Source organism: Sphaerotilus sp. (genome assembly GCF_034519685.1).
Lineage (GTDB): Bacteria > Pseudomonadota > Gammaproteobacteria > Burkholderiales > Burkholderiaceae_C > Sphaerotilus.
Genome location: NZ_JAXHOF010000003.1, coordinates 340,798 through 357,613 on the forward strand (window position 1 = coordinate 340,798; position 16,816 = coordinate 357,613).

The following is a 16,816-nucleotide window of genomic DNA, read 5'->3' on the forward strand; positions in this document are numbered from 1 at the left end:
CCACCGCTCGGAGAGTCCATGGGTTTTCTCGCAGGCAAGCGCCTATTGATCACCGGTCTGCTGTCGAATCGCTCGATCGCCTACGGCATCGCAAAGGCATGCCACCGCGAAGGCGCCGAACTCGCATTCAGCTACGTCGGTGAGCGCTTCAGGGAACGCGCCACCGAATTCGCGCAGGAGTTCGACTCGACGCTGGTCCACGACTGCGATGTCAGCAGCGACGAGCAGATCCAGCGCATGTTCGACGCACTGGGGCTCGCCTGGGCCGGTGGTTTCGACGGCTTCGTCCACTCGATCGGCTTCGCCCCGCGCGAGGCCATCGCCGGCGAATTCCTGGATGGCCTGAGCCGTGAAGCCTTCCGCGTCGCCCACGACATCTCCGCCTACAGCTTCCCCGCCATGGCCAAGGCCGCCCTGCCCCACCTGCGCGAGCGCAGCGCCCTGCTGACGCTGAGCTACCTGGGCGCAGAGCGGGTCGTGCCGCACTACAACACCATGGGACTGGCCAAGGCCTCGCTCGAAGCCAGCGTGCGCTACCTGGCGGCCAACCTCGGCCCGCAGGGCATCCGCGTCAACGGCATTTCAGCCGGTCCGATCAGGACACTGGCCGCCAGCGGCATCAAGGACTTTGGCAAGCTGATGGCCATCTTCGCGCAGAACGCCCCGCTGCGCCGCCTCGTCACCATCGAGGACGTGGGCAACGTCGCCGCCTTCCTGCTCTCCGATCTGGCAGCAGGCATGACGGCAGAGATCACCTATGTGGACGGCGGGTTCAGCCACGTCATGGTCGGCTCGTCTGATGCATGAGTCCGGCAGGCACCACACCATGACCCATCTGCGCGCCCTGCTCGCCGAAGACGACGCCATCCTGGCGGATGCGCTGTGCGCCAACCTGCGCTCGGCAGGCTTCGAGGTCGAGGTCGCCGACAACGGCGCGGTTGCCGAGTACCTGCTGACCCGCCAGACCTTCGATGTCGGCATCATCGACATCGGTCTGCCGCTGATCGACGGTCTGACCGTAGTGCAGCGGGTTCGGGTGGCCAAACCGGCCATGCCACTGCTCATCCTGACGGCGCTCGATGGCCTGCACAACCGCGTGGCCGGCCTGAACGCCGGTGCCGACGACTACCTGACCAAGCCCTTCGACTTCCCCGAACTCGAGGCGCGCATCCGGGCCGTGCTGCGCCGTAGCCAGCCCCCCGCACCCGTCGGCACACCGGCCGAGCCCTCTGACGCACTGCTGGTCGGCCAGCTGCAGTTCGACCGCGACGCCCGCCGCGTGACGATCGCCGGCCAGCCGGTCGACCTCTCGCCGCGCGAATGGTTGCTGCTGGAGCTGCTCCTGAGCCAGCGGCGCAAGGTCATCACCAAGGAACAGATCGCACAGGCGTGGTCCACCGAAGTCTCGGAGAGCGGTGGTCCCAGCTCGCTGGAGGTCTACATCCACCGCCTGCGCCGCAAGCTGGAGGGCTCGGGCGTGGGCATCCGGACCGTGCGCGGACTGGGCTATCTGCTCGAAACCCAGGACTGAGCCGGACACAGGGCACGCGGCAGATCCACCGCCTTGCGCTCGGCGCAGCCACACTGTGCTGCCATGCTGAACCTGCTCCAACCCCTGCTCAACCGGCTGCCGGTGGTCTCTCCCGGCAGCAGATCGCTGCGCCGCCACCTGCTGTCCTGGCTGCTGCTGCCCCAGCTCGTGCTGTGGCTGGCCGCGGCCGCAGTAACCTACAACGTCGCCGTGCGCTATGCCGACCGGGCCAATGACCACGGTCTCTACCTGTCCTCCCGTGCCCTGGCCCGGCAGGTCAAGCCCATCGACAGCGGCCTGCTGGTCGACTTCCCGCGCGCAGCCAAGGACATCATCGAAGCCGACCCCGACGACCGTGTCTACTACATGGTCAGCAGCCCGCCGGGCGAGTTCATCCTCGGCAACCACAAGCTGCCGCCTCCGCCCGAAGCGGCCGACACCCTCCGTCCGGACCGCCCCACCTTTTACGACGGCCAGGTGGACACCTCCGATGGCAGCAGCGTGCAAGTGCGTGTCGCCGCCATCCTGCTGGACTACGGCGAACCCAGCCTGCAGCAGCGGATGCTGGTGCAGGTAGCCAAGAGCCGGGTCAGCCGCGAGGCACTGGCGCGCAACATCCTGATCGACACGGTGCTACCGCTGTCGGTGCTGGTGCTGGCGATGTCGGCGCTGGTGTGGGCGGGCGTGCGCACCGGGCTGGCACCGCTGGCCCGACTGCGCGAGGCGGTCAGCGGACGCGGGCCGAACGACCTGGCGCCCATCGAGCTGCACTCCGCGCCCGAGGAGGTGCGCGATCTCGCGGCAGCCGTCAACACGCTGCTGGCCGCCGTGCACGCCTCGGTAGTGGAGCAGCGCCGCTTCATCAGCGACGCCGCACACCAGCTGCGCACCCCGCTGGCCGGCCTGAAAAGCCAGTCCGAACTCGCGCTGAAGGAAGCCACCGAGCCAGCCCTGCGCGCCCGGCTGGAGCGCGTCCGCGAGAGTGCCGCCCGCAGCGCCCACCTCGTCACCCAGCTGCTCACCCTGGCACGGGCCGAGCCGGAGTCGCTCGCTACGCTGGGACGCAGCCGCTTCGACCTGCGCCGCCTCGTGCAGGACCTGACGGCAGAAATGGTGCCGCGGGCGCTGGGTGAAGGCATCGATCTCGGCATGGATGGCGGAGACACGCCCGATGGCGCCTCCGACCAGGACACCGACGACGACACACCGCTGTGCCCTCTGACGATGGAAGGCAATGCACTGTTAATCCGTGAAGCAATTGTTAATCTTATCGACAACGCCATCCGCTATGCCGGTCGCGGCACGGAGATCACCGTGCGCGTGCGGCCTGATCCGGATCTGCAGGACATGGCGCTGGTGGAGGTCGACGACACCGGGCCTGGCCTGCCGGTGGCGCTGCACACACAGGTGTTCGACCGTTTCTTTCGGGGCACCAACGAGGGGCGAGGCTGCGGGCTCGGGCTGGCGATCGTCAAGGAGATCGTCGAGCGGCACCGGGGGCGGGTGCAGGTGGCGTCGCTGCACCCGCGCGGACTGCGTGTCCAGATACGGCTGCCGCAGAGCGTCAGGGCTTTCACCTAGTGTTAATTTTTTAAAGCAAAATTAATATTCGGGCTTGTTCTCACCTCACCACCGTTCTTGATTCCGGAGTGCACATGAAAAAGTTGGAGATGACCCGCCCCGCGCGTACCCTGCTGGCCCTCGTGGCTGGTCTGTCCATGGCAGGCCTGTCGCAAGCGGGCGAAGTCGAGGTCCTGCACTGGTGGACCTCGGGTGGCGAAGCCAAGGCCGCGTCCGCCCTGAAGGCCACGCTGCAGGGCAAGGGCCACACCTGGAAGGACTTCGCGGTCGCCGGCGGTGGTGGTGACTCGGCCATGACGGTGCTGAAGTCGCGTGTCGTGTCGGGCAACGCCCCGGCCGCGGCCCAGATCAAGGGCCCGTCGCTGCAGGAATGGGCTGCCGAAGGCGTGCTGGCCAACATCGACGACGTGGCCAAGGCCGAGAAGTGGGACAGCCTGCTGCCGCCGGTGGTCGCCAATGTCATGAAGTACAAGGGCAACTACATCGCCGCCCCGGTGAACGTCCACCGCGTGAACTGGCTGTGGGCCAACCCGGAAGCTTTCAAGAAGGCCGGCGCCAAGGTGCCGACCAACTGGGACGAGTTCTTCGTCGCCGCCGAAGCCCTGAAGAAGGCCGGTGTCATTCCCGTCGCGCACGGTGGCCAGAACTGGCAGGACTTCACCACGTTCGAGAGCGTGGCACTGGGCGTCGGTGGCGCCGAGTTCTACAAGAAGGCCCTGGTGCAGCTCGACCAGACCGCCCTGAAGAGCCCGACCATGGACAAGGTGCTGACCACCTTCAAGAAGGTCAAGGACTACACCGACAAGAACGCCCCGGGCCGTGACTGGAACCTGGCGACCGCGATGGTCATCAAGGGCGAAGCCGGCATGCAGCTGATGGGCGACTGGGCCAAGGGCGAGTTCGTCGCCGCCGGCAAGGTGCCGGGCAAGGACTTCGTCTGCGCCGCCGCGCCGGGCACGGCCAAGTCCTTCACCTTCAACGTCGACTCGTTCGCCATGTTCAAGCTGAAGAACGACGCCAACGTCAAGGCCCAGAAGGACCTGGCCGCCGCGATCATGTCCACCGGCTTCCAGGAAGTGTTCAACCTGAACAAGGGCTCGATCCCGGTTCGCCTGAACATGGACCTGGCCAAGTTCGACGACTGCGCCAAGCTCTCCAGCAAGGACTTCGTGGACACCGCCAAGTCGGGCTCGCTGGTGCCGTCCGTCGCCCACGGCATGGCCGTGCCGTCGGCCGCCGCCGGCGCGATCCAGGACGCCGTCAGCCAGTTCTGGAACAGCGACAAGATGACCGCTGCTGAAGCCATGGCCAAGATCGCCACGGCGGCCCAGACCAAGTAAGCCGGATCGGCCGTCACCATGGCGGCCTTCTCCCCTGAGCCACCGGCCCTGACAAGCCGGTGGTTTCGTTTGCACCTGCGGGACACACGACATGGCCTCCCCTAGCGCCGCTGCGCGTCTGGATCACTGGCTGCCCCGGATCGTTCTGGCGCCCAGTTTCATCCTCTCCTTCCTCTTCATCTACGGCCTGATCGCCTGGAACGGCTACCTGTCGGTATCCGCCTCGCGACTGCTGCCCAACTATGAATTTGTCGGCTTCCAGCAGTACACCATCCTGTTCGCGAACGAACGCTGGATGGTCGCGCTGAAGAACCTGGCCATCTTCTCGACGCTGTTCATCGCATTCTCGATGGCGGTCGGCCTGCTGCTGGCGATCCTGCTGGACCAGAAGATCCGCGTCGAAGGCGTGCTGCGCACGGTGTACCTGTACCCGATGGCGCTGAGCTTCATCGTCACCGGCACCGCCTGGAAATGGATCCTGAACCCCGGTCTGGGCATCGAGCACCTGATGCACCAGTGGGGCTTCGAGAACTTCACCTTCGACTGGCTGGTCAACCCGGACTACGCGATCTACACCGTCGTCATCGCCGGCGTCTGGCAGAGCGCAGGCTTCGTGATGGCGCTGTTCCTGGCCGGCCTGCGCGGCATCGACGACTCCATCATCAAGGCCGCCCAGATCGACGGCGCGACGCTGCCGCAGGTCTACTGGCGCATCATCATCCCGAGCATGCGGCCGGTGTTCTTCTCGACGCTGATGGTGCTGGCGCACATCGCGATCAAGAGCTTCGACCTGGTGATGGCGCTGACCGCAGGCGGTCCGGGCTTCGCGACCGACGTGCCGGCGACCTTCATGTACACGATGGCCTTCACCCGCGGCCAGATCGGCCTGGGCGCTGCGTCCGCCACCGTGATGCTGGCGACCGTGGCGGCGATCGTCGTGCCCTACCTCTACAGCGAACTGCGTTCGCAGCGCCGCTGAGCGACGAACGAGGAGCCTTTCCCCATGAAACACATCCACCGACTCGTCCTGTTCGGACTGCTCGCGCTGTTCGCGGTCTTCTTCCTGCTGCCGCTCTATGTGATGCTGGTCACCTCGCTCAAGGACATGAGCGAGATCCGTGGCGGCAGCCTGCTGTCGCTGCCCGCCGGCCTGGACTTCACCGCCTGGGGCAAGGCGTGGTCCACGGCCTGCACCGGCACCGACTGCGGCGGCCTGCAGCCCTACTTCTGGAACTCGATGACGATGATCATCCCGGCCGTGCTCATCTCGACCACGCTCGGGGCGCTCAACGGCTATGTGCTGACGAAGTGGCGCTTCAAGGGCAGCGAGTTGTTCTTCTCGCTGATGCTGTTCGGCGTGTTCATGCCGCTGCAGGTGGTGCTGCTGCCGATGTCGCAGGTGCTGGGCTGGATCGGGCTGTCGGACTCGGTGTGGGGCCTCGTCTGCGTCCACGTCCTGATGGGCCTGGCATCCACCACGCTGTTCTTCCGCAACTACTACCTCGGCCTGCCGGACGAGCTGGTCAAGGCGGCGATGCTGGACGGCGCGGGTTTCTTCCGCATCTTCTGGCGCATCGTGCTGCCGCTGTCCACGCCGATCCTGGTCGTGACGGTGATCTGGCAGTTCACCAACATCTGGAACGACTTCCTGTTCGGGGTCGTCTTCTCCGGCGCGGACTCCAAGCCGATCACGGTGGGCCTGAACAACCTGGCCAACACCTCCAGCTCGGTCAAGGAATACAACGTGGACATGGCCGCCGCGATGATCGCCGCGCTGCCGACGCTGTTCGTCTATGTCGTCGCTGGCAAATATTTCGTGCGTGGCCTGACCGCCGGCGCCGTCAAGGGTTAAGGGCTACGGCTCGAAGGATAGATTCATCATGGGCGCACTTTCCATCCGCAACGTCCGCAAGAGCTACGGCGAGACGCACATCCTCAAGGGCATCGACCTGGAGATCGACAAGGGCGAGTTCCTGATCCTGGTCGGGCCGTCCGGCTGCGGCAAGTCGACGCTGCTGTCGATGATCGCCGGCCTGGATTCGCCGACCTCCGGCACGATCCACATCGGCGAGCGCGACGTGACACACGAGCTGCCGAAGAACCGCGACATCGCCATGGTGTTCCAGAGCTACGCGCTCTACCCGAACATGAACGTGGCCGAAAACATCGCCTTCGGGCTGGAGATGCGCAAGGTGCCCAAGGCCGAGCGCGAGAAGGCCGTAGCCCGTGTCGCCAAGATGCTGCAGATCGAGCACCTGCTGGCCCGCAAGCCGGGCGCCCTGTCCGGTGGCCAGCGCCAGCGGGTGGCGATGGGCCGCGCGCTGGCGCGTGACCCGCTGCTGTTCCTGTTCGACGAGCCGCTGTCCAACCTCGACGCCAAGCTGCGTGTCGAGATGCGCGCCGAGATCAAGCTGCTGCACCAGCGCACGAAGACGACCACCGTCTACGTGACGCACGACCAGGTCGAGGCCATGACGCTGGGCGACCGGATCGCGGTGATGAAGGACGGCGTGGTGCTGCAGTTCGGCTCGCCAGACGACATCTATGCCCGCCCCGCCACGGTGTTCGTGGCCGAGTTCATCGGCTCGCCGGCCATGAACATGGTGCAGGCGCAGGCCAGCGCGCAAGGTGTCGTGGCCCATGGCGTGACGCTGCCGACCAGCGCAGCGCAGCAAGCCGCCACGAAGCCCGGCCAGAAAGTCATCTACGGCCTGCGGCCCGAGGCGCTGAACTTCGCCGACAGCGGCGTGGCCGGCGAGATCACGATGCTGGAGCCGACCGGCCCGGAAACCTATGTCAGCGTCCGGACCGCGGCCGGCATGCTGGTGGTGCGCTCGCCGGGCAAGGTGCTCTACCAGGTGGGGGACCGCGTCCACCTGGCCTGGGGCACGCACGATGTGCACCTGTTCGATGCCGAGAGCCAGAAGCGTCTGGCCGACTGAGCCGGATTGACGTAGGCGAGAAACCGACGGCGCGCTACGATGCGCGCCGTCTCCCCTTGAACTTCCCCCCTCGCCCCAGCCTGCCATGACCACTCGCTCGCCCTTTCCCCGTCTCGTGGCCGACGTCGGCGGCACCAACGCCCGCTTCGGCTGGATCGCCGAGGACGGTGCAGCCATCGACGCCGTGCGCACCCTGCCCTGCGCTGAACACGCCACGCTCGCCGACGCGGTGCGGGCCTATCTGACCGCACTCGGCCGGGGCCAGCCGGGCTCCATGGGCATGGGCATCGCCAACCCGATCACCGGGGACGAGGTGCGCATGACCAACCACCACTGGCAGTTCTCGATCTCCGGGCTGCAGGCCGAGCTGGGGCTGCAGCGGCTGGTGGTCATCAACGATTTCACGGCACTGGCGCTGTCGCTGCCTTCGCTGCAGCCGCACGAGCTGCGGCAGGTGGGCGGCGGCAGCGCGCGGGCCAACGCGGCCATGGCGCTGATCGGGCCGGGAACCGGGCTGGGCGTGTCGGGGCTGGTGCCAGCGGGGACGCAGTGGGTAGCGCTGGCCGGCGAAGGTGGGCATGTCACGCTGCCGGCCACCAACACACGCGAAGCCGCACTGATCGGATTGCTGACGCAACGCTATGGCCATGCCTCGGCGGAACGGGCGATCTGCGGCGCCGGACTGGTGGCGCTGTACGACGCGGTGTGCACGCTCGATGGGGCGATGCCGGAAGCGCTCAGCCCCGCGGATGTCTCGTCACGCGCGCTGGCGGGCAGCTGCGCCCGCTGCACCGAGGCGGTGGCGCACTTCTGCGCACTGCTCGGCAGCGTGGCGGGCAACCTGGCGCTGACGCTGGGCGCGCTGGGCGGGGTCTACATCGGTGGCGGCATCGTGCCCCGGCTGGGCGAGCTGTTCGACCGCTCGGACTTCCGCCAGCGCTTCGAGGCCAAGGGCCGCTTCAGCGCCTATCTGGCGCAGATGCCGGTGTTCGTGATCGATGCCAGCGTGTCGCCAGCGCTGCTGGGCGTGGCGCGGGCGCTCGATCAGGAACTCTGAACCCCGGACCGATCTGAAAACAAGAAAAAAGCCGCAGCGTCTGCGCTGCGGCTTTTTTCATGGGCGGCGGTTGGATACCGCCGGTCCGGTCAATCGACCAGTGCAGCCGTCCAGTTGCCCGGACCCAGCTTGGTCACCTGGACCTTGACATGGGTCTTGAGCGCACTGGCTTGCGTGAAGCCCGGCACCTCGCCGGTACAGCCCACGCAGCTGGTGGAGGGATTCTGCGACTGGCGGGCGTTCCAGGTCTTGGAGAACACTTCACCGGACTTGGCAAACGCCACCTGCAGCGTCAGGTTGGTCAGCGCAGGATTCGACACCGACTCCTGGGCGACCGAGATCTTGTAGACCCCTTCCTTGAGCACGTTTTCGTCACACGAAGCGTAGTAGTGCTCCGGACCGACCGTGGTGCTGTCTGCGTCCAGGTAACCAGCGTCGCCCTGGCGGGCTGCCGTGGTCTGACCACCACCCTTGTTGCGCTCGGCCAGGCCGTAGTAGACATGGGTGCCAGTCGGCTCGATGACGTGCAGGTCCAGATCGTTCTGGATGTCGGTGCCATCAGCCAGCTTGCCGATGGCCGTCGCCGGAACGGACCAGGACAAGGTCGCGGTGATGAAGCCCTGGTTGCTGGTCGGATTCGGGATCGTCAGCGCCGCCATGGTGGTGGTCAGCGACGTTCCCAGCGCTGAGGCGGGCGCGGTGGCCAGCACTTCCTTGCGAACCGTGTTGTCGGTCGGGGCACCCAGCTTGGTGAACGCCTTGTTGGCAAACAGCTCGCCCTGCGAATACGCCACCATCAGCAGCTTCTGGCGCTCCGTGTACAGCGCCTGCGCACGGGCCAGCTGGCGAGCAGCCAGTGTCGTGTTGTTGCCGTCGGCCAGCTGTGCGGTCAGTTCGGTGCGGACCTTGGCAGACAGCGAGTTGACCGTCCCGGGAAAACTGCTGGTGACCGCGAGGAACCGCGCGTCTGCCGACTTGGCCGCCAGCACCGACCATGCATCGGTGTTGCCGGACGCCATGTCCCAGAAGTACTCCCAGTTCTGGGTCAGCGCGCCATCGAGCAGCTTGCGGTATTCACCGGCCAGCGCCTGGAACCGCGACTCGGTCGCGCCGCTCGCGGTGCCGGCCGTGCTGTAGAAGGTTTCGTAGCGGACCGGCTCGGCCTTGCCGGCTGCGGTCGTCGCGGTTTCGGCCGCGCCGGTGTACTTGCCGTGGCGCGCGATCCGCAGCGCAGCGCGCTGGGCATCGGCGTCTTCCGGCGTGGCGAAGGTGCCGTTGTAGTACGCCACGACGTAGCCACCATCGGGCTCGCAGATCGTCGAGGCGGTCTGGGCGATGCCAGCAGTGTTGGCTGCCATCAGACCAAGGCCGACGGCAGCGCCCAGCAGGGAACGGAGGAAGGGAGCGGAGCGGAAATCAGACACAGCCGTCTCCTTCGGGTGCGCGGGCAACGGTGTCATTGACCTTCTCGACATAGGTGAGGTACGCCGTGACGCGGGCGTCGGTGTTGACAGTCACGCGGCGCAGATCGGCCACGGCCTTGTAGCCGGCCTCGATCGAATCCGCTTTCTGCATCACGCATTCCACCGCGTCGCTGGACGCCAGACGCGCAGCGCGCACCGCGGTGTCATCCGTCAGTGTCACGGTCAGCACGCTCTGGTAGGCCTTGGCCAACTGGGTGGCGGCCTTGGACTGGACGGAGGTGTAGGACTGCGCGCCGATCCAGGTCGCCACGTCGTCACGAACACCATCGCCATTCGCATCGGTTCCGGCCACCGCCGTCGAGCGGTCCAGCGTCAGCAGCGTCCCGTTGGTCTGCAACCGGGCCACCACTGCGGACGTTGCTTCAGCGGGAGGGGCTTCGCTTCCCCCGCCTCCGCCGCCACACCCCGTCAGCACACCCAAGGCGACCAGCCCCAGAAGTCGAGTTGTCTTGTTCAGCATCACTTCCACACTCTTTCGGTTTCAGTCTTGTTTGTTGTCTCTTGCCGGACAGTCTCACTGCATGAGCCCACCCACGACGTGAGCGGTTTCCCTGAACAGCGGATCCTGCTGCCCGGCAAAACACATTTTCGAACCGGTAAAGCGCGGTACACACCCTTCATTCGAGTGGTGATGAATTGAACATTTCCATTAATGCCAATTACGCAGCATTCGGCAGACCCGGCGCACCGGCACCCTGCTCGATCAAGGCCAGCAATCCCGCTTCGTCCAGGATGGGCAGGCCCAACGACTGAGCCTTTTCCAGCTTCGATCCCGCCTCGGCCCCCGCGACCACGTAGTGCGTCTTCTTCGAGACCGAGCCGCTCACCTTGCCGCCCGCCGCCTCGATCAACTCCTTGGCAGCGTCGCGCCCCAGCGTGGGCAGCGTGCCGGTCAGCACCAGCGTCAGCCCGGCCAGCGGCTGCGGTCCGGCGTCCGGTACGCCGTCGTGCTCGTCCCAGGTCAGCCCGCAGGCCCGCAACTGCTCGACCACCTCGCGGTTGTGCGGCTGATCGAAGAACGTGCGCAGGCTCTGTGCCACCACCGGCCCGACATCGGCCACCTCGACCAGCTGGGCCTCGGTCGCGTCCATCAGCCGGTCGATGCCGCCGAAATGTTTCGCCAGGGCCTTGGCCGTCGATTCGCCGACATGGCGGATGCCGAGCGCGTACAGGAAGCGGCCCAGCGTCGTGTGCCGGCTCTTCTCCAGCGCGTCGACGAGGTTCTGCGCGCTGCGCTCGCCCATGCGGTCCAGTGCGGCGAGCTTGGCCACGCCGAGCGTGTACAGCTCCGGCAGCGTCCGCACGATGCCCGCGTCCACGAGCTGCTCGACCACCTTGTCGCCCAGGCCCTCGACATCCACCGCGCGCCGGCCGGCGAAATGCAGGATGGCCTGCTTGCGCTGCGCCGGGCAGAACAGGCCGCCGGTGCAGCGCCAATCCGCCTCGCCCTCCTCGCGCACGATGTCGCTGCCGCAGACGGGGCAATGGCCGCCGAGGCGCTTGTACAGGTCGAACGGCTCGCCCGCGTCCGCCGGTCGGCGCTCCAGCACGACGCCAACCACCTCGGGGATCACGTCGCCTGCCCGCCGCACGATGACGGTGTCGCCCGCGCGCACGTCCTTGCGGCGCGTCTCGTCCTCGTTGTGCAGCGTGGCGTTGCTCACGGTGGTGCCGCCGACGAAGACCGGCTCCAGCTTGGCCACCGGCGTGAGCTTGCCGGTGCGGCCGACCTGGATGTCGATCTCGCGCACCGTGGTCATCTGCTCCTGCGCCGGGTACTTGTGCGCGACCGCCCAGCGCGGCTCGCGGCTGACGAAGCCGAGCTGGCGCTGAAGGGCCAGGTCGTCCACCTTGTAGACCACGCCATCGATGTCGAACGGCAGCTGGTCGCGCTGCGCACCGATGCGCTGGTGAAACGCTGACAGCCCGTCCGCGCCCTCCACCACCGCACGCTCGGCGCACACCGGCAGTCCGAAGGCATCCAGCGCATCCAGCACGCCGCTGTGCGTGCCCGGCAGCGCCCAGCCCTGGACCTCGCCCAGCCCGTAGGCGAAGAAGCTCAGCGGACGCTCGGCGGCCAGCGCCGGGTCGTGCTGGCGCACGGCGCCAGCGGCGGCATTGCGCGGGTTGACGTAGGTGCGCTCGCCCTTGTCGCCGCGGGCGATGCGCTCGCGTTGGCGCTCGTTGAGGCGGTCGAAGGCGTCGCGGCGCATGTAGACCTCGCCGCGCACCTCCAGCACCGCCGGCAGCGCCGTGTCCGGCACGTCGCGCAGGCGCAGCGGTATCTGGCCGATGGTGCGGATGTTCTGCGTCACGTCCTCGCCCGTCTCGCCGTCGCCGCGCGTGGCCGCCTGCACCAGCACGCCGTCCGCATAGCGCAGGTTGATCGCCAGCCCGTCGAACTTCAGCTCGCAGGCGTAGCGCAGCGCGGGCGCGTCCTCGGCCAGCGCCAGTTCGCGGCGCACGCGGGCGTCGAAGGTGCTGGCGCCGGTCGCCTCGGTGTCGGTTTCCGTGCGGATGGACAGCATCGGCACCGCGTGGCGCACCGGCTCGAAGCCGTCGAGTACCTGGCCCAGCACACGCTGCGTCGGCGAATCGGCGGTGCGCAGGTCGGGGTGCGCGGCCTCCAGCGCCTGCAGGGCCTGGAAGAGCCGGTCGTACTCGGCGTCGGGGATCTCCGGCGCGTCGAGCACGTAGTAGCGGTGGGCGTGGTGGTGCAGCTGCCGGCGCAACTCGGCGGCCTCGGCGGCCGGGGAAGCGACGCCGGGCGTGGCGTCCGGCGGCAGGGAAGGCGAGGAGAAAAGATCGGTTTGCGACATGCATGCCAGTGTAGGCGCGCCGCTTCTCCCGGCGCCCGGACCCGCGCCGAAGCCAGGGCGGAGGGAACCTTGACACATCTCAATCCCGACGCCGGAAGCGGGCACCAGACTGGCCGTTCTGCCCCTGAACGGACGGAGGAATGCTTGAAAGCGGATGCTGGATCGACCACACGAGACGCACGCAGCCCCTGGCATGCGTCCGAGAGTACCGACGTCCTGCGGGCCATGGGTTCGACCTCCCACGGGCTCGACCAGGCCGAGGTCAGCCGCAGGCTGAAGGTGCATGGCCCGAACCGCCTGGCCGAGGCGCCACCGCCGGGGCTGCTCACACGACTGGCCCGCCAGTTCAACAACCTCCTGCTGATCGTGCTGATGGTGGCCGCGGCGGTGACCGTGGCGATCGGCCATTGGATCGACGGCGGGGTCATCGCCGTGGTCGTGGTGCTCAACGCCCTGATCGGCTTCGTGCAGGAAGGCAAGGCCGAGCGGGCGCTCCAGGCGATCCGCCATCTGCTGTCGCCCCACGCGGTGGTGCTGCGCGACGGCCGGCAGCATGACCTCGATGCCGCGGACCTCGTGCCCGGTGACATCGTGCTGCTGGCCTCGGGGGACCGCCTGCCGGCGGACGTGCGCCTGCTGCAGGCGCGCAACCTGCGCGTCGATGAATCCGCCCTCACCGGCGAGTCGGTGCCGGTGGACAAGGCCACCAGCCCCGTGGCCGCCGAGGCCGCCATCAGCGACCGCCTGTGCATGGGCTACGCCGGCACGCTGGTGACCCAGGGCCAGGCGCAGGCGGTCGTCGTGGCCACTGGCGCGGCCACCGAGATCGGCCGCATCGGGCACCTGCTGGCGTGCGTCGAGGAAGACACGACGCCGCTGCTGGCGAAGATGGCCGTCTTCGGCCAGCGACTGACGACCGTGATCCTGGCGGTTGCCGCGCTGCTGTTCCTGTTCGGCACGCTCGCGCGCGGCATGCCGGCCGACGAGACCTTCATGGCCGCGGTCAGCCTGGCAGTGGCGGCGATCCCCGAAGGTCTGCCGGCCATCCTGACCATCACGCTGGCGATCGGCGTGCAGCGCATGGCGCGGCGCCATGCGGTGATCCGCCGCCTGCCGGCGGTCGAGACCCTGGGGTCGGTGAGCGTCATCTGCTCCGACAAGACGGGCACGCTCACCCGCAACGAGATGACCGTGCAGTCGGTGGTCTGCGCCGGGCAGACGCTGGAGGTGCAGGGAGCAGGCTATGCGCCACAGGGACACCTGGTGCTCGACGGCCAGGCCATCGACACCGCGCGGCTGCCCACGGCGGCCCCGGGGATGCTGCGGCTCGCCGAAGTCGCGGCCTTGTGCAACGACGCCAGCCTGCACGAAGACGGCACGGGCTGGCACCTGGCCGGCGACCCGACCGAAGGCGCCCTGCTCACCCTGGCGATGAAAGCTGGCCTGCAGCCGGGCGCGCTCAGGGCCGAACGCCCGCGCCGGGACGTCATCCCCTTCGAGTCCGAGCACCGCTACATGGCCACGCTGCAGGCACGGGGCGAGGCCATGGTGCTGCTGCTCAAGGGCGCGCCCGAACAGGTGCTGGCCATGTGCACGCAGCAACTCGGCCCCGACGGCGGCGTGCAGCCGCTGGCAGCGCAGGGGTGGCGCGACGCCATCGACGCACAGGCCCGCGCCGGTCGGCGGGTGCTGGCCCTGGCCGAGCGCACGTTGCCAGCCGACCAGCAAGACCTGCAGCACCGCGATGTCGAGCAGGGGCTGACGCTGCTGGGCATCGTCGGCATCATCGATCCGCCGCGCGCGGAAGCCGTCGAGGCGGTGGCACGGTGCCAGGCGGCCGGCATCCGCGTCGTGATGATCACCGGCGACCACGGCGTCACGGCCAGCGCCATCGCCGGCCAGCTCGGCATGGGCATGGACCACCGCGCCATCACCGGACCCGAGATCGAGGCCATGGACGACGCGGCGCTGCGCGAGGCAGTGCGCGAGGCACGGGTGTTCGCGCGGGCGAGCCCCGAACACAAGCTGCGCCTGGTGCGCGCGCTGAAGGCCAACGGCGAGATCGTCGCGATGACCGGCGACGGCGTCAACGATGCACCGGCACTCAAGCAGGCCGATGTCGGCGTCGCCATGGGCATGAAGGGCACCGAAGCCGCCAAGCAGGCCGGCGCGGTGGTACTGGCCGACGACAACTTCGCGTCGATCGCCCACGCGGTCGAAGAAGGCCGCACCGTCTACGACAACCTGAAGAAGACCGTCACCTTCCTGCTGCCGATCAACGGCGGCGAGTCGCTGACCCTGCTGCTGGCGGTGCTGCTGGGCGTGGCCCTGCCAATCCTGCCGGCCCAGGTGCTGTGGGTGAACATGGTCAGCTCGGTCGCCCTGGCGATGGTGCTCGCGTTCGAGCCGACGGAGGCCGACGTCATGCGCCGGCCACCCCGGCCTGCCGGCGAGCCGCTGCTGTCGCGCTTTCTCGTCTGGCGCATCGTGTTCGTCTCGACGCTCTTCCTGGGCGGCATCTTCGCCATGTTCGAGTGGGCGCTGTGGCACGGCGCCAGCGTGGAGGCGGCCCGCACGGTGGCGGTCAACACGCTGGTGTGCATGGAGGTGTTCTACCTGTTCAGCGTGCGCTACCTGAAGTCGCCGTCCTTCACCTGGCAAGGGGTGCGCGGCACACCGCGGGTGCTGGTCGCGGTTGGCGGCGTGTGCGTGCTGCAGCTGCTCTTCACCTATGCGCCGGTGGTGCAGACCCTGTTCCGCACCGAAGCGCTGCCCCTGGTCTGGGGCCTGCGCATCCTGGCGGTGGGCGTCGGGCTGCTGCTGCTCCTGGAGGCCGAGAAGGCCGTGCTGCGGCGCCTCGGCGCAGCAGACTGACTAGCTGAACAGCCGACGGGCGGCCGGCGAGCCCGCGGCCAGCTCGAACTCCACCAGCTTGGCGTACAGGCCCTCCAGGTCTTCCCGGATCAGCGAGAACGCCTCGGCGTTGAGCGGGCGGCCTTCGTCGTCGTTGACATCGGCGTCCAGCGCGATGGCCAGCGCCTGACCGGAGGCGCACCAGGCGTTGAAGGGCTGCTCGATCTGCGGCGTCTGCGGCACATCGAACACCAGGGACAGCTCGGACACCCAGGAGTCGTCCAGATCGTCGGCCAGCGCGGCCTGCGCATCGAACACGAGCGCCAGCACGGGCGGCGCGCCCTCCTCGCGACCGGGCAGGACCAGCGTGCCCGGCACCGGCCCGACGACGAAGCCATGCCGTCCGGCGTGCTGGTGGATCCAGCTCACGGGCCACTGGCCCTGGCGGGCGGTCAGCCGCATGGCGAGCTGGGCATCGTGGTGCACGGCCACACGGTCGAGCGCACGCGCCCGGGCCACCACGTCCAGCATGTCCGGGAACTCGGCCTCGGCCGACAGCGGCTCGGCAAAGCGCTGGATGATCTGGACAAACTCCGAATACTCGATCTCGTTGACGGCGCCCAGCCGGTTGGCCATCTGCAGACCCGCGTGCAGCTCGCCATAGGTCTGGCCAGCCACGGGCACTTCCCATTCCCGGGTCTGGCGGTTGCACGCCTCGATCAGGAAGGGCTTGCCGCCAGCACGGCGGGACGGCGGCCAGTGCGCCAGGATCGCCTCGCCGGACAGCGGCTGCTCGGGCACGATCCGGGCGATCGCGTCGATCAGGCCGTCGATGCGCGGTGCCAGGGACGTGCGCCGCGCCAGCAGATTCAACGCCGCGGGGACATCTGCCAGCCGCTGCTCGATGGCCTCCACCGGTGCGGCGGCGGCGGCCACCCGGCCCCGGTTCTCGTCATCAAGCGGAATCGGCTCGGTCGGTGCGTGGTCCGGCTCGAAGCTCGGCTCCCGGTAGACCGGCGAAACACCGGCCAGCGCGGCCGTGGCATCGGATGCCTCGGGTGCGACGTCCGTGGCGTCGGCCGGTTTCGGCAGGCGCGCCTTGCCCCCGGCGCGGCGGGTCTGCCAGGCGCCATGCCCGACGACAGCGGCGAGCACCAGCCCTCCGACGATGGCCAACCAAACTTGCAATGAATTCATCGGTCCCCGGGT

Annotated in this window: 13 protein-coding genes; 9 read left to right on the forward strand and 4 right to left on the reverse strand. The window is 68.2% G+C overall.

Translation table 11 applies throughout. From position 1 onward, the window contains the following. Nucleotides 1-18: 18 nt before the first annotated feature. The 8 genes from fabI to U5O44_RS05185 all read left to right on the forward strand — a co-directional run bounded on the left by fabI (nt 19) and on the right by U5O44_RS05185 (nt 8,451). Nucleotides 19-807: an enoyl-ACP reductase FabI gene (gene fabI, locus U5O44_RS05150; RefSeq protein WP_322587394.1), complete on the forward strand. Its 789-nt coding sequence runs from the start codon at nt 19-21 to the stop codon at nt 805-807. Nucleotides 808-826: 19 nt separating this feature from the next. Then, entirely contained in the window at nt 827-1,531 is a 705-nt protein-coding gene (locus U5O44_RS05155; RefSeq protein WP_322587395.1) for a response regulator transcription factor, read from the forward strand. Nucleotides 1,532-1,594: 63 nt separating this feature from the next. Then, nucleotides 1,595-3,112, forward strand: coding sequence for a sensor histidine kinase (locus U5O44_RS05160; protein WP_322587396.1), 1,518 nt, complete (start codon nt 1,595-1,597; stop codon nt 3,110-3,112). A gap of 89 nt (nt 3,113-3,201) precedes the next feature. Continuing rightward, nucleotides 3,202-4,452, forward strand: coding sequence for an ABC transporter substrate-binding protein (locus U5O44_RS05165; protein ID WP_416222155.1), 1,251 nt, complete (start codon nt 3,202-3,204; stop codon nt 4,450-4,452). 91 nt (nt 4,453-4,543) lie between these two features. Further along, complete coding sequence (locus U5O44_RS05170) at nt 4,544-5,431, forward strand: carbohydrate ABC transporter permease (RefSeq protein ID WP_322587398.1); 888 nt, start codon at nt 4,544-4,546, stop codon at nt 5,429-5,431. A 24-nt stretch (nt 5,432-5,455) separates the two neighbouring features. After that, a complete protein-coding gene (locus tag U5O44_RS05175) occupies nt 5,456-6,304 on the forward strand; it encodes a carbohydrate ABC transporter permease (protein ID WP_322587399.1) in 849 nt (282 codons plus the stop codon). Nucleotides 6,305-6,332: 28 nt separating this feature from the next. Further along, nucleotides 6,333-7,394, forward strand: a complete 1,062-nt coding sequence (locus U5O44_RS05180; RefSeq protein ID WP_322587400.1) for an ABC transporter ATP-binding protein — start codon at nt 6,333-6,335, stop codon at nt 7,392-7,394. Nucleotides 7,395-7,479: 85 nt separating this feature from the next. Beyond that, a complete protein-coding gene (locus U5O44_RS05185) occupies nt 7,480-8,451 on the forward strand; it encodes a glucokinase (protein WP_322587401.1) in 972 nt (323 codons plus the stop codon). A gap of 89 nt (nt 8,452-8,540) precedes the next feature. On the opposite strand, the gene U5O44_RS05190 is transcribed toward U5O44_RS05185, so the two are convergent. The 3 genes from U5O44_RS05190 to ligA form a co-directional block, all read right to left on the reverse strand. Then, the gene (locus U5O44_RS05190) at nt 8,541-9,875 is read right to left on the reverse strand and encodes a hypothetical protein (protein WP_322587402.1); all 1,335 of its coding nucleotides are present in this window, start codon (nt 9,873-9,875) and stop codon (nt 8,541-8,543) included. Then, nucleotides 9,868-10,395 carry a hypothetical protein gene (locus tag U5O44_RS05195; protein WP_322587403.1) on the reverse strand — a complete coding sequence of 176 codons (528 nt, stop codon included), beginning with the start codon at nt 10,393-10,395 and terminating at the stop codon, nt 9,868-9,870. The genes U5O44_RS05190 and U5O44_RS05195 overlap by 8 nt, the downstream gene beginning before the upstream one ends. 199 nt (nt 10,396-10,594) lie before the next feature. Next, nucleotides 10,595-12,754, reverse strand: a complete 2,160-nt coding sequence (ligA, locus tag U5O44_RS05200) for an NAD-dependent DNA ligase LigA (RefSeq protein WP_322587404.1) — start codon at nt 12,752-12,754, stop codon at nt 10,595-10,597. Nucleotides 12,755-12,898: 144 nt separating this feature from the next. On the opposite strand from ligA, the gene U5O44_RS05205 reads away from it, so the two are divergent. Further along, the gene (locus tag U5O44_RS05205; protein ID WP_322587405.1) at nt 12,899-15,628 is read left to right on the forward strand and encodes a cation-transporting P-type ATPase; all 2,730 of its coding nucleotides are present in this window, start codon (nt 12,899-12,901) and stop codon (nt 15,626-15,628) included. Here the strand turns inward: U5O44_RS05205 and U5O44_RS05210 are convergent, their stop codons facing one another. Continuing rightward, nucleotides 15,629-16,804, reverse strand: coding sequence for a cell division protein ZipA C-terminal FtsZ-binding domain-containing protein (locus U5O44_RS05210; protein WP_322587406.1), 1,176 nt, complete (start codon nt 16,802-16,804; stop codon nt 15,629-15,631). Between the last annotated feature and the right edge of the window lie 12 nt (nt 16,805-16,816).